The following is a 19,604-nucleotide window of genomic DNA, read 5'->3' on the forward strand; positions in this document are numbered from 1 at the left end:
AAGAGAATGGAGGCGCGTCCCGGAGTCGAACCGAGGTACACGGATTTGCAATCCGCTGCATAGCCACTCTGCCAACGCGCCATATCATAAAGAATTATATTCTTTACTAACCGTAGTGAGTCACCCCGCTGCGGTATGTGGTGTAATTTACTGATTTTACGGGCTGAGTCAACGAAAAATTATGACTTTTTATTTAAGTGGTCATTTTCCGTTACATCCACCTAAAAATCAGCCCGTTTTTGATCAAAATCCATCCGCATCAAAATAATCACCCTAGCATTAAAGATTGTTATCTCTTCTTATTCCAATACCGCCTTTATGTTAGATACCAAGATTTATCTCGTTTGCTCTTAATTTTCCCATAGTTACTAACAATATTATAAATAAAGACGTTCATAATATGAGATCTAAAGCTATTTCTCCCCTCTCTCTCATAATATTCGAATTTATAGAAGTTAATCTTTACCGCTAATTATTTGATTTTAAAGCATACCTCTTTAGGGTTATTTAAAGTTGGACTTGATTTGTATCATATTTATTCTGCTGAACTCTCAATAAGCTTGTCATAATTCACAATGTTGTTAAGAGGATTTATGAGCAAAGTCAAAATAGCGATTATAGGTAACGGTATGGTTGGTCACCGCTATATCGAAGAACTAATCGATAAAGCTGACATGAATAAATATGACGTTACGGTTTTTTGTGAAGAACCGCGTGTTGCTTACGATAGAGTTCATCTTTCGTCTTATTTCTCTCACCATACCGCAGAAGAGCTCTCTCTCGTCAAACACGGTTTTTATCAAAAGCATGGCATTAATGTTCTATTAAACGAACGTGCAATAACTATTAACCGTGATCAAAAGCTCATTTATTCTAACAGTGGTCGTGAAATTCATTACGATAAACTGATAATGGCAACAGGATCATATCCTTGGGTGCCATCAATTAAAGGTAATGATTCAAAAGATTGTTTTGTTTATCGTACTATTGAAGATCTCAAAGCGATTGAAGCAACGGCTAAACACAGTAAAAGTGGTGTTGTCGTTGGTGGTGGATTACTTGGATTAGAAGCGGCTGGTGCACTAAAAGCATTAGGTGTGGATACTCATGTTATTGAGTTTGCACCGGTGCTGATGGCTGAACAACTGGATCCCCATGGCGGCGCACAACTACGAAAAAAAATCGAACAACTCGGTGTTGTGGTTCATACAGGTAAAAATACTCAAGAGATTATTACTAAAGGTGAACATGCTCGCAATACATTAGCATTCGCTGATGGCACTTCTCTCGAAGTCGACTTTATTGTTTTTTCTACTGGTATTCGTCCCCAAGATAAACTCGCTCAGCAATGTGGTTTAGGGTTAGGTAATCGTGGCGGTATTGCGATTAATAACCACTGCCAAACATCCGATAGCGACATCTATGCCATTGGTGAGTGTGCGTCATGGAACAACATGTTCTTTGGCTTAGTTGCCCCTGGTTATAAAATGGCTCAAATTGCTGTTGGTCATTTACTTGGCGAGTCTCATGCTTTTGAAGGCGCAGACATGAGCGCTAAATTAAAATTACTCGGCGTAAAAGTAGGTAGTATTGGTGATGCTAATGGGCGTACCCCCAACAGCAAAAGCTATGTTTATCTCAATGAACAACAAGATGTTTATAAACGTATTATTGTTTCAGAAGATGGAAAGCAACTTTTAGGTGCGGTTTTAGTCGGTGATACCGCTGATTACGGTAATTTATTACAGCTTAAATTGAACAATATTGAATTACCTGAAAATCCTGATAGCTTGATTTTGCCAGCACATGCAGGTGCAGATAAACCTGCAATGGGTGCAGATGCTCTGCCTGATAGTGCAGTAATATGTTCATGTTTTGATGTCACTAAAGGCAAAATTGCAACGGCAGTTGCTGAAGGCTATACCACTCTTGGTGAAATAAAAGCGGTTACTAAAGCGGGAACAGGTTGTGGTGGTTGTGTACCGTTAATAACTCAAGTTCTCAATAGTGAACTGGCTAAAGCTGGCATTGAAGTTAAAAATCACCTTTGTGAACATTTTCAATATTCTCGTCAAGAATTATTCCATCTTATCCGCGTAGAAGAAATTACATCATTTGAGGCGTTACTGACTAAATACGGTAAAGGCTACGGCTGTGAAGTTTGCAAGCCAACAGTTGGTTCAATCCTAGCCTCATGCTGGAATGAATACGCACTCACACCTCAAAATACACCATTACAAGACACCAATGATATTTTCCTTGGCAACATGCAAAAAGATGGCACCTACTCTGTCATTCCACGTATGGCTGGCGGTGAAGTGACACCTGCAGGATTATTAGCATTGGCCCAAGTTGCAAGTGATTACCAACTCTACACTAAGGTGACTGGCGCACAGCGTATTGGCTTATTTGGTGCGCATAAAGATGATTTACCACAAATTTGGCAACGTCTTATTGATGCCGGATTTGAAACAGGTCAAGCCTATGCCAAAGCACTACGCATGGCAAAAACATGTGTTGGTAGCACTTGGTGTCGTTTTGGCGTGCAAGACAGTGTCGGTTTAGGGGTCCAACTTGAGAACCGCTATAAAGGCATTCGAACGCCTCATAAGATGAAGTTCGGCGTGTCTGGTTGTACCCGTGAATGTGCTGAAGCTCAAGGTAAAGATTTAGGCATTATTGCTACTGATGCGGGTTGGAATATGTATGTTGGTGGTAATGGTGGTATGAAACCACGTCATGCCAACTTATTTGCGGCAGATCTTGATACTGCAACGTTAATTAAATATATCGACCGTTACTTAATGTTCTATATCCGTACTGCCGACAAGTTACAACGTACCTCAACATGGTTAACAAGCTTAGACGGTGGCGTTGATTACCTTAAAGACGTCATCATCAATGATAAATTAGGCCTGAACCAACAGCTTGAAGCCGATGCAGAACGATTGATTGCAACTTATCACTGTGAATGGCAAACCACACTCAGCAATGAGCAACAATTAAAGCGCTTTGCACACTTCATTAATAGTTCTAAACATGATGACAACGTTGTTTTTGTTCCTACACGCGAACAGCATCGTCCAGCAACTGTTGATGAAAAAGCAATCAGTCATGAACAAGATACGACCTTTATTATTTCATTGGAGGAAAAAGCATGAGTCAGTGGATTTCTGTCTGCAATATTGATGATTTAATTCCCGGCACAGGTGTTTGCGCATTAGTTGGCGATCAGCAAGTGGCGATTTTCCGTCCCGATAATAGTGAGCAGCTATTTGCCCTCAATAATAAAGACCCTTTTGCGCAATCAAATGTGCTCTCTCGTGGGATTATTTGCCAACATCAGGATCAACTATGGATCGCGAGTCCATTAAAGAAACAACGCTTTTCATTAATTGATGGTCATTGTTTAGAACAACCTGACATTAAAGTTGCTTGTTACCAAATTCAAGTACAACAAGGTCAAGTACAAGTCTGTTTGTAATTAGAGCAGTAATGAGTTTGGCAGCTATTGCCAAACTCTTTTTGCCATAAGTTAATGTCAACACTTCCTCATTAGCTTATGACAAACAGTTTTAATTTCTACAGGGAAAATGTATGTACGCTGATACAATCAAAAAATGCTCCGCCAATGCGGCCCGTATTGTTAAATTTGCACAAAACGAGAAACTAGGCTTTTGGATAAGCTCTGCCATGGCTGGCGCTTACGTTGGTTTAGCCATTATTTTAATTTTTACTCTCGGTAATATGGTCGATCCCAGTATTAGACCCCTCGTTATGGGTGCTACATTTGGTATCGCTTTAGTCTTGGTGATTATTGCAGGATCTGAACTTTACACTGGACACACTATGTTTTTAACTTTTGGTGTAAAAACAGGTCAAATCACTGTCGCAGACATGCTAAAGGTACTGCCTCAAACATGGATGGGTAACCTCTTAGGATCTGTCGGCGTAGCATTACTTTTCTTCTATGCTGGCGGTGGTCATCTGTTAAATGACGGCAATAGCTTATTAAACAATGTCGCGATGGCAAAAACGGCTGCACCCGCTTCAGTGTTAGTATTTAAAGGTATTCTTTGTAATTGGCTTGTTTGTTTAGCGATTTGGATGTGTCAGCGGGTTGAAGGCTCTGCGAAATTTATTGCTATTTGGTGGTGTTTATTAGCTTTTATTGCTTCAGGTTATGAGCACTCAATTGCCAATATGACAATCTTTGCTCTATCTTGGTTTGGCGTTCATAAAGAAGCATTTACGCTTGCAGGAATTGGTCATAACTTACTATGGGTAACTATCGGTAATACTATTTCTGGGGTGGTCTTTATGGGACTTGGCTATTGGTTTACAACACCAAAAACACAACGTCCAATAATTCAATCAACAACAACTGATACCCAACCACAACCACAACCACAAACAGTGTAATCATGCCAATAATAATGACACAGCCTTGGAGTAAATCTATGTCACAACAAGACGCTTTTTATACATTATTGACACCAAAAAATGTTGGTAAAGTGATCCTTGTCGGCGCTGGCCCTGGCGATCCTGACTTGCTAACAGTAAAAGCAATGCGCTTGATTCAACAGGCTGATGTCATTATTTATGATCGGTTAGTCTCAGATGAAATTATTGCGATATTTCCACCACACTGCCAATCAATTTTTGTGGGTAAAGAAGCAGGAAACCACTGTGTCCCCCAGCAACAAATAAATAGCTTATTAGTGAAACATGCGCTTGCAGGTAAACAGGTTGTACGCTTAAAAGGGGGTGACCCGTTTATTTTTGGTCGGGGCGGCGAGGAATTAGAAGCATTATTACCCTTTAATATTCCTTTTGAAGTTGTACCAGGAATCACCGCAGCATCAGGTTGTGCTGCCTATGCCGGTATTCCGTTAACCCACCGCGATCATGCGCAAAGTGTGCAGTTCATTACTGGGCATCTAAAACAAGGTCAGGATCAAATTGATTGGTTATCACTGGCACGCGCTAAACATACACTTGTGTTTTATATGGGACTCAATCAAAGCAGTGTTATTCGCCATAAACTCAGTGCCTATGGTATGTCACTCGCGACACCAATCGCTATTGTGGAACGTGGCACCACAGCTCAGCAACGTGTTTTAACGGGAGAGTTAGCCCAATTAGAAACACTCGCCAAACAAGCCGCTAGCCCAGCTCTCATTATTATCGGTAGCGTGACCCTATTATCGCAACAGCTAAATTGGTTTAGTCAACTAGAAAATACAGTCATTAATATTGAACAACCTTTACAGTGCTATAGCTAATCTTACGACATTGATAAGCACGATATTAATAATGTTAGCCACATTAAAATAGCACTGATAAGATATCAATTCAGACAACAGTGATAAAAGAATAGTAACAAAAATGGCGAGCTTATTAGCTCGCCATTTCTTTATCTGTTAGCCAATACTTAAGCTTTGTTTAGTGATTATCTGCGTTTAACAAATCACCTTTCGCCGCTCGAAGATACTGCACCATTGACCAGTAAGTTAGTACCATTGCAATGTAAAGTGATGCGTAACCTAACCACACAACATATTGATGTGGATGCCATAGTAGCAATAATAGTGCGAACATTTGTGATGCTGTTTTCACTTTACCTACCCATGATACTGCTACGCTTGCACGTTTACCTAGTTCAGCCATCCACTCACGCAATGCTGAAATAATAATCTCACGTCCAATCATCGTAATAGCAGGTACGGTTACCCAAAGTGTATGATAATGTTCAACCACCAACACCATCGCTGTTACGACCATTAATTTATCGGCAACAGGGTCAATAAAGGCTCCAAAACGGGTGGTTTGATTGAGCTTTCGCGCAAGATAGCCATCAAACCAATCAGTCACACCCGCTACCCAAAAGATTAACGCAGTAGCAAACGCCGACCATTCATACGGTAAGTAAAAGGTAATAACAAAAAATGGGATTAAAATGAGCCGGATAAAACTTAAAATATTTGGGATTGATAAACGCATAATTTTATTCTTATATTCAAGATCTGGGTCTAACGTACAATCTAGACTACTCTAAAAAAAGTTGAAGAGTGTGCCTTTTATGTAAATTCAACCAATAAAGTACTGTAGCAATGATGACCTTCAAAGCGACAGACTAACCATGTTGCAATGCATCGACTATTTTTTCAGCTAAAGCTAAACTGATACCAGGCACTTTAGCTATTTCTTCTTTATTTGCTTTTTTCAGTTCTTGCATTCCACCCATGTATTTTAATAAAGCCTGACGCCGTTTAGGTCCAACTCCCTCGACATCTTCAAGTGTACTGCGTTTTCTTACGTTTGCTCTCTGGGCACGGTGACCACTGATCGCATGATTATGACTTTCATCACGAATATGCTGGATTAAATGTAACGCGGGAGAGTCACTTGGCATAGAAAATTCTTCACCTGTAACGAAAATAAGAGTCTCAAGCCCTGGTTTTCGCGTGGTTCCCTTTGCAACACCCACCAACATTGGTCGTTTTGGCCATTCAGCAATATAGGGCTTAACAACATCATACGCTCTTGAAAGCTGACCTCTACCCCCATCAATGAAAATTATGTCTGGAATTTTATCTAATTCCATGTTTTTGCTATATCTTCGATCTAACACTTGCGCCATTGCAGCATAATCATCGCCCCCCGTAATACCAGTGATATTATAACGACGGTATTCTTGCTTTAATGGCCCTTCATGATTAAAGACCACACAAGATGCCACGGTTTTTTCACCCATGGTATGACTAATATCAAAACATTCCATTCGAGAGATAGGTTTTAGGTTCAATGCTTGTTGCAGCGCAAAAAAACGCTCTTGAATTGTCATTCGATGGTTGAGTTTACTGGTTAACGCCGTTTCAGCATTTGTTTGTGCTAATTTCAGATACTTTGCCCGTGTACCTCGAGGATGATATTTAATCGTGATTTTACGCCCAGCAAGCTCTGACAATGCAATTAAAATAGCATCACTATCTTCTCCTAGTTCCTCACTTAATAAAATAAGGCTAGGAATAACACGTCCTTCTGCTTGATTAAAATAGAACTGGGTAACAAAACTTGATAGCACTTCTGTTAACGAAGCATCGACAGGCATTTTAGGGAAATAACTACGGCTGCCTAATATCTTACCTTGGCGAATATAAAGACCATGAATACACGCCATACCATTTTGATGGGCAATACCAATAACATCTAAATCATCTTGGTTATCTTGACTAACAAATTGCTGCTCTTGAATACGGCGTAATGCTTGAATCTGATCGCGATAAATAGCCGCTCGCTCAAAATCAAGCGACATACTCGCCTGCTCCATTTTTTCCACCATGATATTGATCACTTGTCGATCTTTACCTTGCAGAAACAACCGCACCCACTGTACTTGCTGTTGATAATCATCATCAGACACAAGCCCTGCAACACAAGGACCTGAACAACGACCAATTTGATACATTAAACAAGGGCGACTGCGATTAGCGTAAATAGAATCTTCACATTGACGGATAGGAAAGATTTTTTGCATGAGGTGCAAACTTTCACGGACAGCAGAAACATCAGGATAGGGACCAAAATATTCACCCTTGCGGCGTTTTACACCACGATGAATAGATAGCCGAGGATGTTTACTGGCACTTAACAAAATATAAGGGTAAGACTTATCATCCCGCAATAAGACATTATATTTAGGTAAATACTGCTTAATATAATTGTGTTCGAGAATCAGCGCTTCAGTTTCAGTATGAGTGACTGTCACATCAACTTTATTGATATTTTTAACTAATGCGCGTGTTTTTTCAGCCGCAACATTAGTTCGAAAATAACTGGCTAAGCGTTTTTTAAGATCTTTTGCTTTCCCAACATAGATGACCTCACCGCTGGCGTCATACATACGGTAGACGCCAGGTTGGTGAGTGACCGTTTTGAGAAAACTTTGGGCATCAAAAACGATATCATCAACATGCTTAGACACTACAATGTCTCAGTATCAAGCATGCCATGACGAATCGCTAGATGTGTTAACTCAACATCACCACTAATATTTAACTTATTAAACAAACGATAACGATAACTATTCACGGTTTTAGGGCTTAAACTTAATTGCTCTGATATATCAGTAACTTTTTGTCCTTTGGTGATCATCATCATGATCTGTAATTCACGCTCAGACAGTTCTTTAAATGGATTTTCTGAATCTGGCGCGAACTGACTTAAAGCCATTTGTTGAGCAATTTCAGATGAAATATACCGTTGGCCACTGTTAACCATACGAATGGCATTCACCATTTCATCTGGCCCAGCACCCTTGGTTAAATAACCCGACGCACCAGCTTGCATAACTTTGGTTGGAAACGGATTTTCAGTATGTACCGTTAATACAATAATTTTAACATCGGGGTTGAAGCGCAAAATTTTACGGGTAGCTTCAAGACCACCGATACCTGGCATATTCATATCCATAAGAATAATGTCGGCATGATTGCTACGACACCACTTTACGGCTTCCTCACCACTGACGGCAACCCCTACCACTTTAATACCACGGACATCTTCAAGAAGACGTCGGATCCCTGTGCGAACCAGTTCGTGATCATCTACAAGGAATACATTAATCAAGCTGTATCTCCAATATGATTTGGCTCTGCACCCTGCCACTATGGCGGGACAGCTAATTCACTAATACCTATAATTCTACCTTAACTTAGCTGCAAACCTCATACTGATTCTGTGTCTCAGTGCAAAGTTTCACATAAAGTTAAGACTTGACAGTTTACGGTTATCTATTTTTTACGCGCTGTAAAATAATGACCGTCGTTCGATTATTGTCTATTTTATAATAAAAATAAAGCCCCAAAAAACGCGTATCTTTATTTGTGTCTAATACAGTAATAAAAAATAGCCAAATCAGTAAGATATAACATTTTATTAACCTTATTTTGATAATTTCAACACCCGCTGATTAATCATTAGCCGTCTAGATGTAAAGCATTCCTTTCCGAGTGAGATTACGTTATCATAGCGCCGCTTTTGGTTTCACACTTTTAAGATACACTGCGTTTTCATATTGAAAAGACTTACACCGCTCTTGCTTAATAATGGATTATTAGCGCTGAGTTGCCATAAATGATAGTGCTTACTATCACGGTACTCTACGGGTTAGCATGGTCTGCCTAATCTGTAACACGATGATTACAACCATAAGTATCTATTATCCAATTATTGCATTTCATCGATAGCCATCCCTATCGATGACTGAGTTAACAAGGTTAAGTTATGAGTCTTTCCGCTAAAACAGTTGTGGTTATTGCAATTGGTGCCGCCTTATATGGCATCGGTGGTTTACCGATGTTCGGTATTCCTGTTTTTGCCAATACAACCCTCAAACCCGCGATGGCTGTTTTAGCCTTATTTGCCGTTCTTTTTGGTCCATTGGTTGGCTTTCTTGTCGGCATTATTGGTCACTGGGTTACTGACCTTTTTGCTGGTTGGGGCGTATGGTTTACTTGGGAACTTGGCTCGGGCATTGTTGGCTTAATTATTGGTCTCTATCCTATCCTTACCCGTGGTCGTTTAGACATGGGACTGTTTTCTAAACTTGATTTTAGCCTTTTCGTGCTACTTGCCTTTATTGCCAATGTCGTCGGTTATGGCTGTTCTGCTTTTCTTGATGCGGTGCTCTATGCCGAACCTTTTACCAAGGTACTGGTACAATTAGTGATTATTGCATTAAGTAATACCGTTATTATTGCCTTTGTCGGTCATTTGATTCTGACGTCGGTGGCTAAACGTAAACAGCAAAGCTTCAACTTAAAAGAGGCTTATTAATAATGAGTATCGTCTTTAACAACTTTTCATTTAAATATTGGGCACTTGAAAACCCAACCCTGAAAAACATTAACCTGACGATTAATAAAGGCGAGAAAATTGCGCTTATTGGTCCAAGTGGTTGTGGTAAATCTACATTAGGGCAATGTCTTAATGGGCTTATTCCGCATGCAATTAAAGGCGATTGCAGTGGCGAGCTATACATTAATGGTAAAAACACCCGCACATTAGATCTTGATCACTGTACCAGTATGGTTGGTACTGTATTACAAGATACGGATGGTCAATTTGTAGGGTTAAGTGTAGGCGAAGATATTGCGTTTGCGCTTGAAAACCAAATGATTCCACAACAAAAAATGCGTGAAATCGTGCAAGCAACCGCCGATATGGTCGATTTAAACAGTATTTTAGATCACTCTCCTTTTGACTTAAGTGGCGGTCAAAAACAGCGTGTCTCTATGGCTGGTGTCATGGTTGATGACGTTGATATTTTATTATTTGATGAACCTCTTGCCAGTCTTGACCCCAAAACAGGTAAAGCCGCGATTGAGATCATTGATAATCTACATAAAGATTCAGATAAAACAGTGATCATCATTGAGCACCGTTTAGAAGACGTATTACATCGTCCTATTGATCGTATTATTATGATGGAGCGCGGTGAAATCATTGCTGATATGACACCCGATGATCTATTAGCCAGCCCATTATTACAACAACACGGTATTCGTGAGCCATTATATATTTCTGCAATAAAAGCAGCGGGATGTACGATCACAGCCGAAGATAAGCCTGCCTATTTTTCCACAATTAATCTTGATAAATTCAAGCCTCAAATAGAAGATTGGTTCCATCAAGTTAAGCAACCTCAATTAGACCCCAGACAAGATGTGCTATTAAGTGTTAAAAACCTTAGCTATTCTTATGATGGTGTTCGCAATACGTTAGATGATGTTAGCTTTGATATTCATAAAGGCGAATTTGTTGCCATTATGGGTAAAAATGGCTCTGGTAAATCTACTATCACCCGGTTAATCATGGGTGTATTAGAAGCTGATAGCGGTACTATTTCTCTCAATGGTAACGATTTAGCTAATCAATCTATTTTTGAGCGTAGCCAACACATTGGTGTGGTGATGCAAAATCCCAATCATATGATCTCACATCATATGATTTTTGATGAAGTTGCATCAGGTTTGCGTAACCGTGGCATGGATGAAGCGCAAATTAAAATAAAAGTAGAAGCAACACTTAAACTTTGTGGGCTGGGTCGCTATCACCATTGGCCTGTCGATGCGTTAAGTTTTGGTCAGAAAAAGCGTGTCACCATTGCAACGATGTTAGTCCTTGAACCTGAATTGCTGATCCTAGATGAACCAACAGCCGGACAAGATTACCATCACTACACAACAATGATGGCCTTTATTCAAGAACTGAATCAAAAGCTTGGGCTAACCATTGTGATTATTTCACATGACATGCACTTAGTGCTTGAATATACCCAACGCGCCATTGTCATTGCCGATAATCGCTTACTTACCGATGATAAAGTTAATCATATCTTTAGCCAACCAGCATTACTGGATCAAGCAAACTTAACCGTTACTAGCTTATATTCACTGGCTCAGGCTATGGGTTTTGAGCATATTGACCAATTTATTCGCTGTTTTATCGCCCACGAACTAAAAAATAAATAACCATGAAAAGCAAACACTTAAAATTTGGCATTAGTTATGTCAACACCAATTCTTGGCTTCACGCCTTAAACGGCATTACCAAGTTTGTGCTATTTATGGCGTGGGTGACAATGGTGCTACTCACCTTTGATCTGCGTGTTATCTGTGGCTTAATCGTTGTTGGATTATTGCTACTCAAAGCAACAAAAATCCCATTCGCAGTCTACAAACCGTTATTAATTGGTACAGCTGTAGTATTGCTGATGAATGCATTGTTTATGTTTTTAATTGCCCCTCAACAAGGCACCGACTACATGCATTCAACCACCGTACTCGTACACCTTTTTGGTCCCTATAATATTACCCTTGAAACGGTGTTCTACTTACTGACCGTTACGCTGAAATATTTTAGTATGTTCCCAATTGCGTTAGTGTTTGTTTTTACCACTCACCCTACGGAATTTTCAGCCAGTTTAAATAAGCTCGGTGTACCTTATCGTATTGCTTATGCCGTAAGTTTAACCTTGCGTTATTTACCTGAGGTAATGAAAGACTTCACCAATATTATGCATGCACAACAAGCACGTGGCGTTGATATTTCAAAAAAAGCCCCTGTGATGACACGTATTCGTAATGTTGCCAAGATTCTCGGCCCATTGATATTTTCAAGTTTGGATCGTGCTGATGTGATTTCTAATGCCATGACATTACGTGGATTTGGACGTAATAAAAAGCGTACTTGGTATAGCTTAAAACCGATGACCAAAAATGACATTATTGCCTTAGCCATTATCGTCACTGTACTTGGGCTTGGCATTTTGCATCGTTATCAATCTACAACTTTATTCTGGTATCCTTTTCATTAAGACTGCCTTTAAATCATAATAAAAAACCGTCATTTATTGGCGGTTTTTTCGTTTAACTCGCTGTAATTCCTCTCTTCATTACCTTCTTATTATCCTTATTTTTATTCCATCTCTTATTAATAATATTGCTCTATTTCTCAAATTATAAGAAAAGCAATTTTTTACTTATTGTCAGCGTATTAATTAAACCGTACTTTAAATTAACAAAAAACAAACTTAACGCTTACCAGTCAAACAGCCAGTCACGTTTTTATAACTAAAAATCATTAAAAAACACAACACACAGACTAACAAATACAAAAATAGCATAAATACCACAGTGATAAAGAAAACAACAATTATCACTCTGTAATAATCATTAAAAGGATTTTAAAATGAAATTACTCGCGATTATTAGCACATTAGTCGGAATACTTTGCTCAAGCTTCGCTACGGCCGCTGACACTTTTATCTCGATAGGTACGGGTGGTCAAACGGGTGTTTATTACATTGCAGGACAATCTATTTGTCGATTTGTAAACCGTACTACCGATACCCATCAAATAAAATGTAATGCGCCCACCAGTGGTGGTGGTGTCGCGAATGTAAATGGCCTCCGCAGCCTCGAATATAACTTTGGAATCATGCAGTCTGATCATCAGTTTAAAGCCCTTAACGGCTTAGCCCCTTTTCAAGATCATGGCAAAATGACAGATATTCGTGCGGTATTTTCTTTGCAAAGTGAAGTATTTACGATTCTTGCTCGTGAAGATTCAGGGATCCACTCTTTTGAAGATTTAAAAAACAAACGGGTTAATCTAGGTAATCCAGGATCAGGACAGCGTGATACTTTCGAGCAGATTTTAGCAGTCAAAAATTGGAATAGTGATGTGTTTAGTTTGGTTTCTGATCTCAAACCAGCAGAGCAAGCCCCAGCGATGAGTGATAATAAAATTGATGCGATGAGCTATTTTGTTGGTCACCCTAATGGTGCTATTCAAGAAGCATCAACCACCACTGATACCCGTTTAATCCCTGTTACTGGTCCTGAGATTGATGCGCTATTAAAAGAAAAAAGCTATTTCACTAAAGCAATTATTCCTGGTGGCATGTACCGCGGCAACCCAAATGATACCGTGTCTATTGGTGGCAAAGCGGTGTTATCAACTAATGCAGATACCGATCCTGAAATGGTGTATCAGTTAGTAAAATCAGTCTTTACCAATATTGATCGTTTCAAACGCTTACACCCTGCTTTTGCTGAATTAAAAGAAACTGACATGATAAAAACAGGCTTAACGGCGCCACTGCACAATGGAGCAATTCGCTACTACAAAGAACGTGGCTGGATGTAAATTTCACCGCTAAGCGAGATAACCACTTATCTCGCTCCCCCTTCTTTTTGCTAATGAAAATACACCGCATATCATTGTTTTAATAATATTTTCTGTTTTCATTAGTGTTAACGAGTAAGTGAATACTTATGGCTCAACAAAATCTAATTCCCGATAACCCAATTTCGACAGAAGATCTGATTGCGAAAGATGTTGGTGCGCGTTTACCGACGGGGATCATGGCAAAAGTTATTACTTTTCTTGCTCTTTCATGGTCACTGTTTCAATTATGGATCGCATCCCCGTTGCCTTTTATTATTGGCATTGGCGTTTTTAATGACACCGAAACTCGCGCTATTCATTTAGCCTTTGCGCTTATTCTCGCTTTTTTAGTTTTTCCTGCACGCCACTCTTCAGCTACGGATCGTGTCCCCTATAGTGATATAGCATTAGGGATGATTGCAGCGGCAACCTCATTGTATTTGTTTGTCATGTACAATGAGTTAGCCCAACGCCCAGGCAGCTTAACCCAATTCGATTTAGTGATTGCTTGTATCGGTTTACCGTTATTACTAGAAGCCGCACGACGAGTCTTAGGTCCTGCCTTACCGCTTATTGCACTAGGCTTTATTGGTTATAGTTTTGCAGGTCCTTGGATGCCGGGGCTACTCGCCCATCGCGGGGTACAATTTACTTCCCTTGCGAACCATCAGTGGATCACCACTGAAGGCGTATTTGGGATTGCACTTGGGGTATCCACCAGCTTTGTATTTTTATTTGTGCTATTTGGTGCCTTACTTGAACGAGCAGGTGCTGGGCATTATTTTATTCAATTAGCGTTTAGTTTATTAGGTCACCTTCGCGGCGGTCCGGCAAAAGCAGCCGTGGTTGCATCGGGATTAACAGGCTTAATTTCAGGATCGTCGATTGCTAACGTTGTTACAACGGGTACTTTTACCATTCCAATGATGCGTAAAGTCGGGTTTAGCAAAGAAAAAGCCGGTGCAATAGAAGTTGCCTCTTCAGTCAACGGACAGATTATGCCACCCGTTATGGGCGCGGCGGCTTTTTTGATGGTCGAATATGTCGGCATTCCTTATATCGATATTATTAAGCATGCGTTTTTACCTGCGGCTATTTCATACATAACTCTGCTTTATATTGTTCACTTAGAAGCATTAAAACTCGGCATGACAGCGATTGAGCCTAAGCACCATAAACCATGGTTAGTACGCTTAACCAGTTTTAGCTTTGGTTGCCTGTTAATCAGTGGCTTTTCGTTAGCTATCTATTATGGTTTAGGATGGATCAAACCGTTATTAGGTGATTATGCCGCTTATGCCATTGGTGGATTACTGGTCGCGGTCTATATCGGCTTACTCAAAGTAGCCGCTACTCACCCGCCATTACCCGTAGATGATCCCAACGCGCCATTAAATGAATTGCCAGAAACACGCAGCGTCTTACTTGCAGGCCTACATTTTATTTTGCCAGTAGTGGTCTTAGTGTGGTGTTTAATGGTCGAGCGTTTATCTCCCGGACTATCTGCTTTTTGGGGTTCAGTAATGCTGGTTGGTATTATAGTGACTCAACGACCATTATTGAGTTTATTGCGTAAAGACGGTTATCATTATGGTAATTTCGTCGATGGAAAAAACGATCTTATTGAAGCCTTAATTGCAGGCTCACGCAATATGATTGGTATTGGTATCGCAACAGCGACCGCTGGCATTATTGTTGGTGCAGTATCTCAAACTGGCGTTGGCTTAATTCTGGCAGATTTGGTTGAAATGCTATCAATGGGTAATCTGATGCTAATGTTGATTTTATCAGCATTACTGAGCCTTATCCTTGGTATGGGATTGCCAACGACGGCGAACTATATTGTTGTTTCTAGCTTATTAGCACCAGTGATTGTGACGCTCGGTCAACAGAATGGTTTGATTGTCCCGTTAATCGCTGTGCATTTATTCGTGTTCTATTTTGGTATTATGGCGGATGTCACCCCTCCAGTCGGATTAGCTTCTTTTGCCGCCGCAGCCGTATCAAAAGGCGATCCCATAAAAACCGGTATTACCGCGTTTTATTACAGCTTACGCACCGCGGCATTACCGTTTTTGTTTATCTTTAATACTGATTTATTACTGATAGATGTCAACGTAACCCATGGCATTATTATTTTTATTATTGCGACGATTGCGATGCTTATCTTTGCGATGGCAACCCAAGGCTGGTTTATTACTCGTAATCGCTGGTATGAAAATATCGCGTTATTATTGATCTCATTTACGTTATTCCGCCCTGGATTTTGGCAAGATTTAATCATTGAACCTTATCAAAATATAGCGCCAACACACCTTGTTAGCACCTTAGATACTCTACCTGCTGGTGATGTTATTCGCATGCGAATTGCGGGTGAAGATGCGATCGGTAAACATCGAGAATTTAGCGTGTTATTTACGGTACCTGATGCTGAAACTGGGCAACAGAAACTTGCACAACTCGGTATTGAAACCTATCAAAGCCAAGGCAAGACATTGATTGATATGGTGACATTTGGAAGCCCTGCTGCAACCGAAAACTTGCAGTTTGACCAACAAATTATTGATATTCGAGTCCCCGTGGAACGTTGGCGTAAAGAGTGGTTATGGCTCCCTGCTATTTTACTTTTTGGTTTCATCATCAGAAATCAACGTCGACGTTTAACATTGGCACCAATAACAGAAACACCAGCACAAACCATAATCGTATAATCAAAAAAAGCCGATCGTATGATCGGCTTTCTCTTTATAGTTATCTTATTTGTTAGATTAGCTATTTTTAGCGTGGTCTAAGCTACGCGCTCTTTGACCTTTAATCACAAAATAAATACCTACCAGAATAAATGGAATACTTAATAACTGACCAGTATTAAGTACTATATCGGTTGAATAATCAGCCTGATGTACTTTAATAAATTCTAATAAGAATCGTACTGTCATCACGAGCACTAAGAACCAACCAAGTAGCAGTCCTTTGTATTTACCAATATCCGTTTTACGGTATAACGCAAATAATAAGAAGAAGATCGCTAGATAAGAGAAACCTTCATAAAGCATAACCGGATGACGTGGTACTAAATCAACACGTTCAAATACAACTGCCCATGGCAAATTACTTGGGGTGCCTAAAATTTCCGAGTTAAAGAAATTACCAAAGCGGACAAAGAAACCAAATAATGCTGTTGCAATCGCTAAACGATCAAGTAACCACATACGATCAATAGCATACTTTTTGCTGTAATAATAAACCGCAATGATTAAGCCTAAACCACCACCGTGGCTTGCTAGTCCACCTTCCCATACTGCGAATATTTTCGCTGGATGTGCCCAGTAATAACCTGGATCATAGAACACAACATGAAATAATCGAGCGCCAACAATGATACCAACCACGGCATACATCAGTAATGAATCTAAGCTTTCAATTGGCTTATTTTCACGTTCATAAATTGACTTCATAACTTGGAAGCCAAACGTAATAGCGAGCGCAAATAGCACGCCATACCAATGTATCTTTAAACCAAAGAATGACACTAGTATTGGATTAACATCCCAAACAAAATGATTCAAACAAGATTACCTTCTGAGTGAACAATAGCTAAAACAATAGATGCTATCGATAATGATCACAGATTAGCAAGAAAAACCAGCGGGGTGAATAAACAGTAGCTTAATTTATTAAACTTTTTCGGATAAATATGCCTAATAATTAACCATTCAAAGTAATGCTCTACTATATTGTAATCTCCATAATCGCTATATTGTAATTTTATTCACTAATTAAGTGGTTACATAGTAATTAACACTTGACGCCAAATAGCAATAATTGCATATAATAGCGTCTAACATTAATTAAAGGCTCAAGATGTACATTAAACGTCTTCGCACAATTTGGATTACAAGCTTTACGCTTATAGCATTATTGCTATCAAGTGTTGCTTCTAGTGCGCCTTTAATGTCAGCAAAAATGCTCAGCATGAATCATTCAATGATGGTAATGTCGCCATCGATGGATTGCTGTGATGATGAATCAATGACTGATCATCAGCACCACCAAGCGCCAGAATCACCTTCTCATTGCGATAAAATGGGGGGGATTGATAAATGTTGTTCTATTGCTTGTATAAGTAATGTCGCTTTTCTCCCGAGCCAATTTGAAAACTTATCTCAGCCATCAAATCTGACGCTCATCGCTATAGAAAAAACACATCAGTTAAATACCTCAACACCAACGCTATATAGACCTCCAATAGCATAAATCTGTTTAATCTATTTTTACTCACGACATCATTATTGTCCGTGATAGATTAATTGTATCTTATGATCTGTCTTTAATTATTTGGCATCAGATCTAAGATCGCCATAAGCCTTAATCCATTTATTCACTGTTTTATACCGTTATGACGTTATTAGCTTCGTTATAATAATTAACCAGTTGATAAAATGGGTTTATATACGCTTATGGAAGATTGGATTACGTTATGAACGTTACGACTTCTATGCTAGTTCTGGCTATCAGTGCTAGCGCGATAACACCTGCAACTCTGTTTGCTGCCCCACTCACCACATCAATTGAAAAAACGGAACAACAACTTGCACAGCTGATCACAGTTGCAATTAAGAGCGATGCCAATATGGCTCAAATTAACGCTCAGCAACACGCTATGCTCGAAACCAGTTTAGGCTCGAATAGTTTACCTGATCCCAAATTAAAACTTGGCATTGGTGGTTTACCCACTGACAGTTTTTCTATTAACAAAGATCCAATGACAACGCTATCTATCGGTTTAATGCAACAATTTGACCGTGGTAATACGCTTGATTTGCAACAACAAAAAGGTGATATTCAAGCTAACGCAATCGGTATTCAACAAGCAGTTCGTGAACTTGATATCACCAATAAAATGACGCAATTATGGTTAGAGTTGGGCTATCAACAATCGGTTTATCGTGTATTACAACGTAATCATCGCCTTGTAACAGAGCTGGCTAACTTCACCAGCACTAACTACGCTATCGGTAGTGGTGAAGCTCAAGATTTACTCCAAGTAAAACTGCAAGTAGTTAAAATCGAAGATAAATTACAAACAAACCTGCAAACACAACATCGCATCATGGCACAACTGTCAGAGTGGCTTGGGGCTGATTGGCTCACAAACAAAACCATTATCCAAGCATCTAACCAATTATCTTGGCAGCAGCTTAATCAATTAATGCCACGTTTAACTGCCACAACACAACATTATTCATTGCTAAAACAACACCCAATGGTACAGATTGCCAATAGTGCTATTTCTGCTAATGAAACCCAAGTTTCCATCGCCCAACAAGCCTATAAACCTCAATTTGGCCTTGAAGTTATGTATGCCTCTCGCCAAGCCAATGGTATGTCGGGTAAACCTGCATCTGATCTAGTTAGTGCTTATATCACCATGGATCTGCCACTGTTTACTAATAACCGTCAAGATCATCATTATGCGGCAGCACAATACCAAGTCGGTGCAGCAAAATCACAACGTGACCTACTGCTAAATCAAATGAATGCCAAAGTAAATGCCTTACTGGTTGAGCACGATAATTTAAGCCAACGATTATCACGCTATACAGATAGCCTCCTTAGCCAAGCGAAAGCACGTACACAGGCAGTAGAACGTGGTTATCAAAATAATACTGCACAGTTTAATAATGTTATTGCCGCCGCAACCGATGAACTGGCTTTAGTCATCGAACAGGCGCGTGTCATTACCGATTTAAACATTACTAACAGTAACTTAGCCGCATTAATTAATGGCTTTGATATTCAACCGTTCTCATTGCAGCTTCAGCAATCAACAACGATAAATAATCACAATCAATAAGTAGGTCACA

15 protein-coding genes and 1 tRNA gene are annotated in these 19,604 nt (G+C 39.7%); 11 read left to right on the forward strand and 5 right to left on the reverse strand.

Annotation, left to right across the window (positions count from 1 at the left end):
* Positions 1-7 precede the first annotated feature (7 nt).
* Positions 8-81: transfer RNA gene (locus BTO21_RS06515), tRNA-Cys, on the reverse strand.
* A gap of 512 nt (positions 82-593) precedes the next feature.
* On the opposite strand from BTO21_RS06515, the gene nirB reads away from it, so the two are divergent.
* The 4 genes from nirB (at position 594) to cobA (ending at position 5,285) form a co-directional block, all read left to right on the forward strand.
* Positions 594-3,161 (forward strand): nitrite reductase large subunit NirB, encoded by a 2,568-nt coding sequence (gene nirB, locus BTO21_RS06520; RefSeq protein WP_045031721.1) that lies wholly within the window; start codon positions 594-596, stop codon positions 3,159-3,161.
* On the forward strand, positions 3,158-3,484 hold the full coding sequence (gene nirD, locus BTO21_RS06525; protein ID WP_045031724.1) for a nitrite reductase small subunit NirD: 327 nt from the start codon (positions 3,158-3,160) through the stop codon (positions 3,482-3,484). The genes nirB and nirD overlap by 4 nt, the downstream gene beginning before the upstream one ends.
* A 113-nt stretch (positions 3,485-3,597) precedes the next feature.
* Positions 3,598-4,422, forward strand: a complete 825-nt coding sequence (nirC, locus tag BTO21_RS06530) for a nitrite transporter NirC (RefSeq protein ID WP_045031725.1) — start codon at positions 3,598-3,600, stop codon at positions 4,420-4,422.
* A gap of 38 nt (positions 4,423-4,460) precedes the next feature.
* A complete protein-coding gene (cobA, locus tag BTO21_RS06535) occupies positions 4,461-5,285 on the forward strand; it encodes a uroporphyrinogen-III C-methyltransferase (RefSeq protein ID WP_045031727.1) in 825 nt (274 codons plus the stop codon).
* Positions 5,286-5,445: 160 nt separating this feature from the next.
* On the opposite strand, the gene pgsA is transcribed toward cobA, so the two are convergent.
* From pgsA to uvrY, 3 genes are all read right to left on the reverse strand, one after another.
* Positions 5,446-6,003, reverse strand: a complete 558-nt coding sequence (pgsA, locus tag BTO21_RS06540) for a CDP-diacylglycerol--glycerol-3-phosphate 3-phosphatidyltransferase (RefSeq protein WP_045031729.1) — start codon at positions 6,001-6,003, stop codon at positions 5,446-5,448.
* A gap of 133 nt (positions 6,004-6,136) precedes the next feature.
* Positions 6,137-7,966, reverse strand: coding sequence for an excinuclease ABC subunit UvrC (uvrC, locus tag BTO21_RS06545; protein ID WP_082954259.1), 1,830 nt, complete (start codon positions 7,964-7,966; stop codon positions 6,137-6,139).
* 20 nt (positions 7,967-7,986) lie between these two features.
* Positions 7,987-8,631, reverse strand: coding sequence for a UvrY/SirA/GacA family response regulator transcription factor (gene uvrY / locus BTO21_RS06550; RefSeq protein WP_045031731.1), 645 nt, complete (start codon positions 8,629-8,631; stop codon positions 7,987-7,989).
* A gap of 657 nt (positions 8,632-9,288) precedes the next feature.
* Between uvrY and BTO21_RS06555 the strand changes: the two genes are divergently transcribed.
* The 5 genes from BTO21_RS06555 (at position 9,289) to BTO21_RS06575 (ending at position 16,448) form a co-directional block, all read left to right on the forward strand.
* Positions 9,289-9,840: an ECF-type riboflavin transporter substrate-binding protein gene (locus BTO21_RS06555; RefSeq protein ID WP_045031733.1), complete on the forward strand. Its 552-nt coding sequence runs from the start codon at positions 9,289-9,291 to the stop codon at positions 9,838-9,840.
* Between the two features lie 2 nt (positions 9,841-9,842).
* Positions 9,843-11,537 (forward strand): ABC transporter ATP-binding protein, encoded by a 1,695-nt coding sequence (locus BTO21_RS06560; RefSeq protein ID WP_045031736.1) that lies wholly within the window; start codon positions 9,843-9,845, stop codon positions 11,535-11,537.
* A gap of 2 nt (positions 11,538-11,539) precedes the next feature.
* Positions 11,540-12,382 carry an energy-coupling factor transporter transmembrane component T family protein gene (locus BTO21_RS06565; protein WP_045031738.1) on the forward strand — a complete coding sequence of 281 codons (843 nt, stop codon included), beginning with the start codon at positions 11,540-11,542 and terminating at the stop codon, positions 12,380-12,382.
* Positions 12,383-12,756: 374 nt separating this feature from the next.
* Positions 12,757-13,716, forward strand: a complete 960-nt coding sequence (locus BTO21_RS06570) for a TAXI family TRAP transporter solute-binding subunit (protein ID WP_045031741.1) — start codon at positions 12,757-12,759, stop codon at positions 13,714-13,716.
* Between the two features lie 128 nt (positions 13,717-13,844).
* Positions 13,845-16,448, forward strand: a complete 2,604-nt coding sequence (locus BTO21_RS06575; RefSeq protein WP_205068432.1) for a TRAP transporter permease — start codon at positions 13,845-13,847, stop codon at positions 16,446-16,448.
* Between the two features lie 57 nt (positions 16,449-16,505).
* Here BTO21_RS06575 and lgt read toward each other — a convergent pair whose 3' ends face one another.
* On the reverse strand, positions 16,506-17,306 hold the full coding sequence (lgt, locus tag BTO21_RS06580) for a prolipoprotein diacylglyceryl transferase (RefSeq protein ID WP_045031743.1): 801 nt from the start codon (positions 17,304-17,306) through the stop codon (positions 16,506-16,508).
* A 295-nt stretch (positions 17,307-17,601) separates the two neighbouring features.
* Between lgt and BTO21_RS06585 the strand changes: the two genes are divergently transcribed.
* Together BTO21_RS06585 and BTO21_RS06590 are read left to right on the forward strand one after the other, a co-directional pair.
* Complete coding sequence (locus BTO21_RS06585) at positions 17,602-17,994, forward strand: hypothetical protein (RefSeq protein ID WP_052672707.1); 393 nt, start codon at positions 17,602-17,604, stop codon at positions 17,992-17,994.
* Positions 17,995-18,217: 223 nt separating this feature from the next.
* The gene (locus BTO21_RS06590) at positions 18,218-19,594 is read left to right on the forward strand and encodes a TolC family protein (RefSeq protein ID WP_045031745.1); all 1,377 of its coding nucleotides are present in this window, start codon (positions 18,218-18,220) and stop codon (positions 19,592-19,594) included.
* The last annotated feature ends 10 nt before the right edge of the window (positions 19,595-19,604 follow it).

Source organism: Photobacterium phosphoreum (assembly GCF_002954725.1).
Classification (GTDB): domain Bacteria; phylum Pseudomonadota; class Gammaproteobacteria; order Enterobacterales; family Vibrionaceae; genus Photobacterium; species Photobacterium phosphoreum.

What these genes read in the sequence shown, in the direction of transcription:
- nirC (WP_045031725.1), top strand. Translation starts at nt 3,598, where the DNA reads ATGTACGCTGATACAATCAAAAAATGCTCCGCCAATGCGGCCCGTATT.
- nirD (WP_045031724.1), top strand. Translation starts at nt 3,158, where the DNA reads ATGAGTCAGTGGATTTCTGTCTGCAATATTGATGATTTAATTCCCGGC.
- BTO21_RS06590 (WP_045031745.1), top strand. Translation starts at nt 18,218, where the DNA reads ATGAACGTTACGACTTCTATGCTAGTTCTGGCTATCAGTGCTAGCGCG.
- pgsA (WP_045031729.1), bottom strand. Translation starts at nt 6,003, where the DNA reads ATGCGTTTATCAATCCCAAATATTTTAAGTTTTATCCGGCTCATTTTA.
- BTO21_RS06575 (WP_205068432.1), top strand. Translation starts at nt 13,845, where the DNA reads ATGGCTCAACAAAATCTAATTCCCGATAACCCAATTTCGACAGAAGAT.
- BTO21_RS06555 (WP_045031733.1), top strand. Translation starts at nt 9,289, where the DNA reads ATGAGTCTTTCCGCTAAAACAGTTGTGGTTATTGCAATTGGTGCCGCC.
- cobA (WP_045031727.1), top strand. Translation starts at nt 4,461, where the DNA reads ATGTCACAACAAGACGCTTTTTATACATTATTGACACCAAAAAATGTT.
- BTO21_RS06570 (WP_045031741.1), top strand. Translation starts at nt 12,757, where the DNA reads ATGAAATTACTCGCGATTATTAGCACATTAGTCGGAATACTTTGCTCA.
- BTO21_RS06565 (WP_045031738.1), top strand. Translation starts at nt 11,540, where the DNA reads ATGAAAAGCAAACACTTAAAATTTGGCATTAGTTATGTCAACACCAAT.
- BTO21_RS06585 (WP_052672707.1), top strand. Translation starts at nt 17,602, where the DNA reads ATGTACATTAAACGTCTTCGCACAATTTGGATTACAAGCTTTACGCTT.
- BTO21_RS06560 (WP_045031736.1), top strand. Translation starts at nt 9,843, where the DNA reads ATGAGTATCGTCTTTAACAACTTTTCATTTAAATATTGGGCACTTGAA.
- nirB (WP_045031721.1), top strand. Translation starts at nt 594, where the DNA reads ATGAGCAAAGTCAAAATAGCGATTATAGGTAACGGTATGGTTGGTCAC.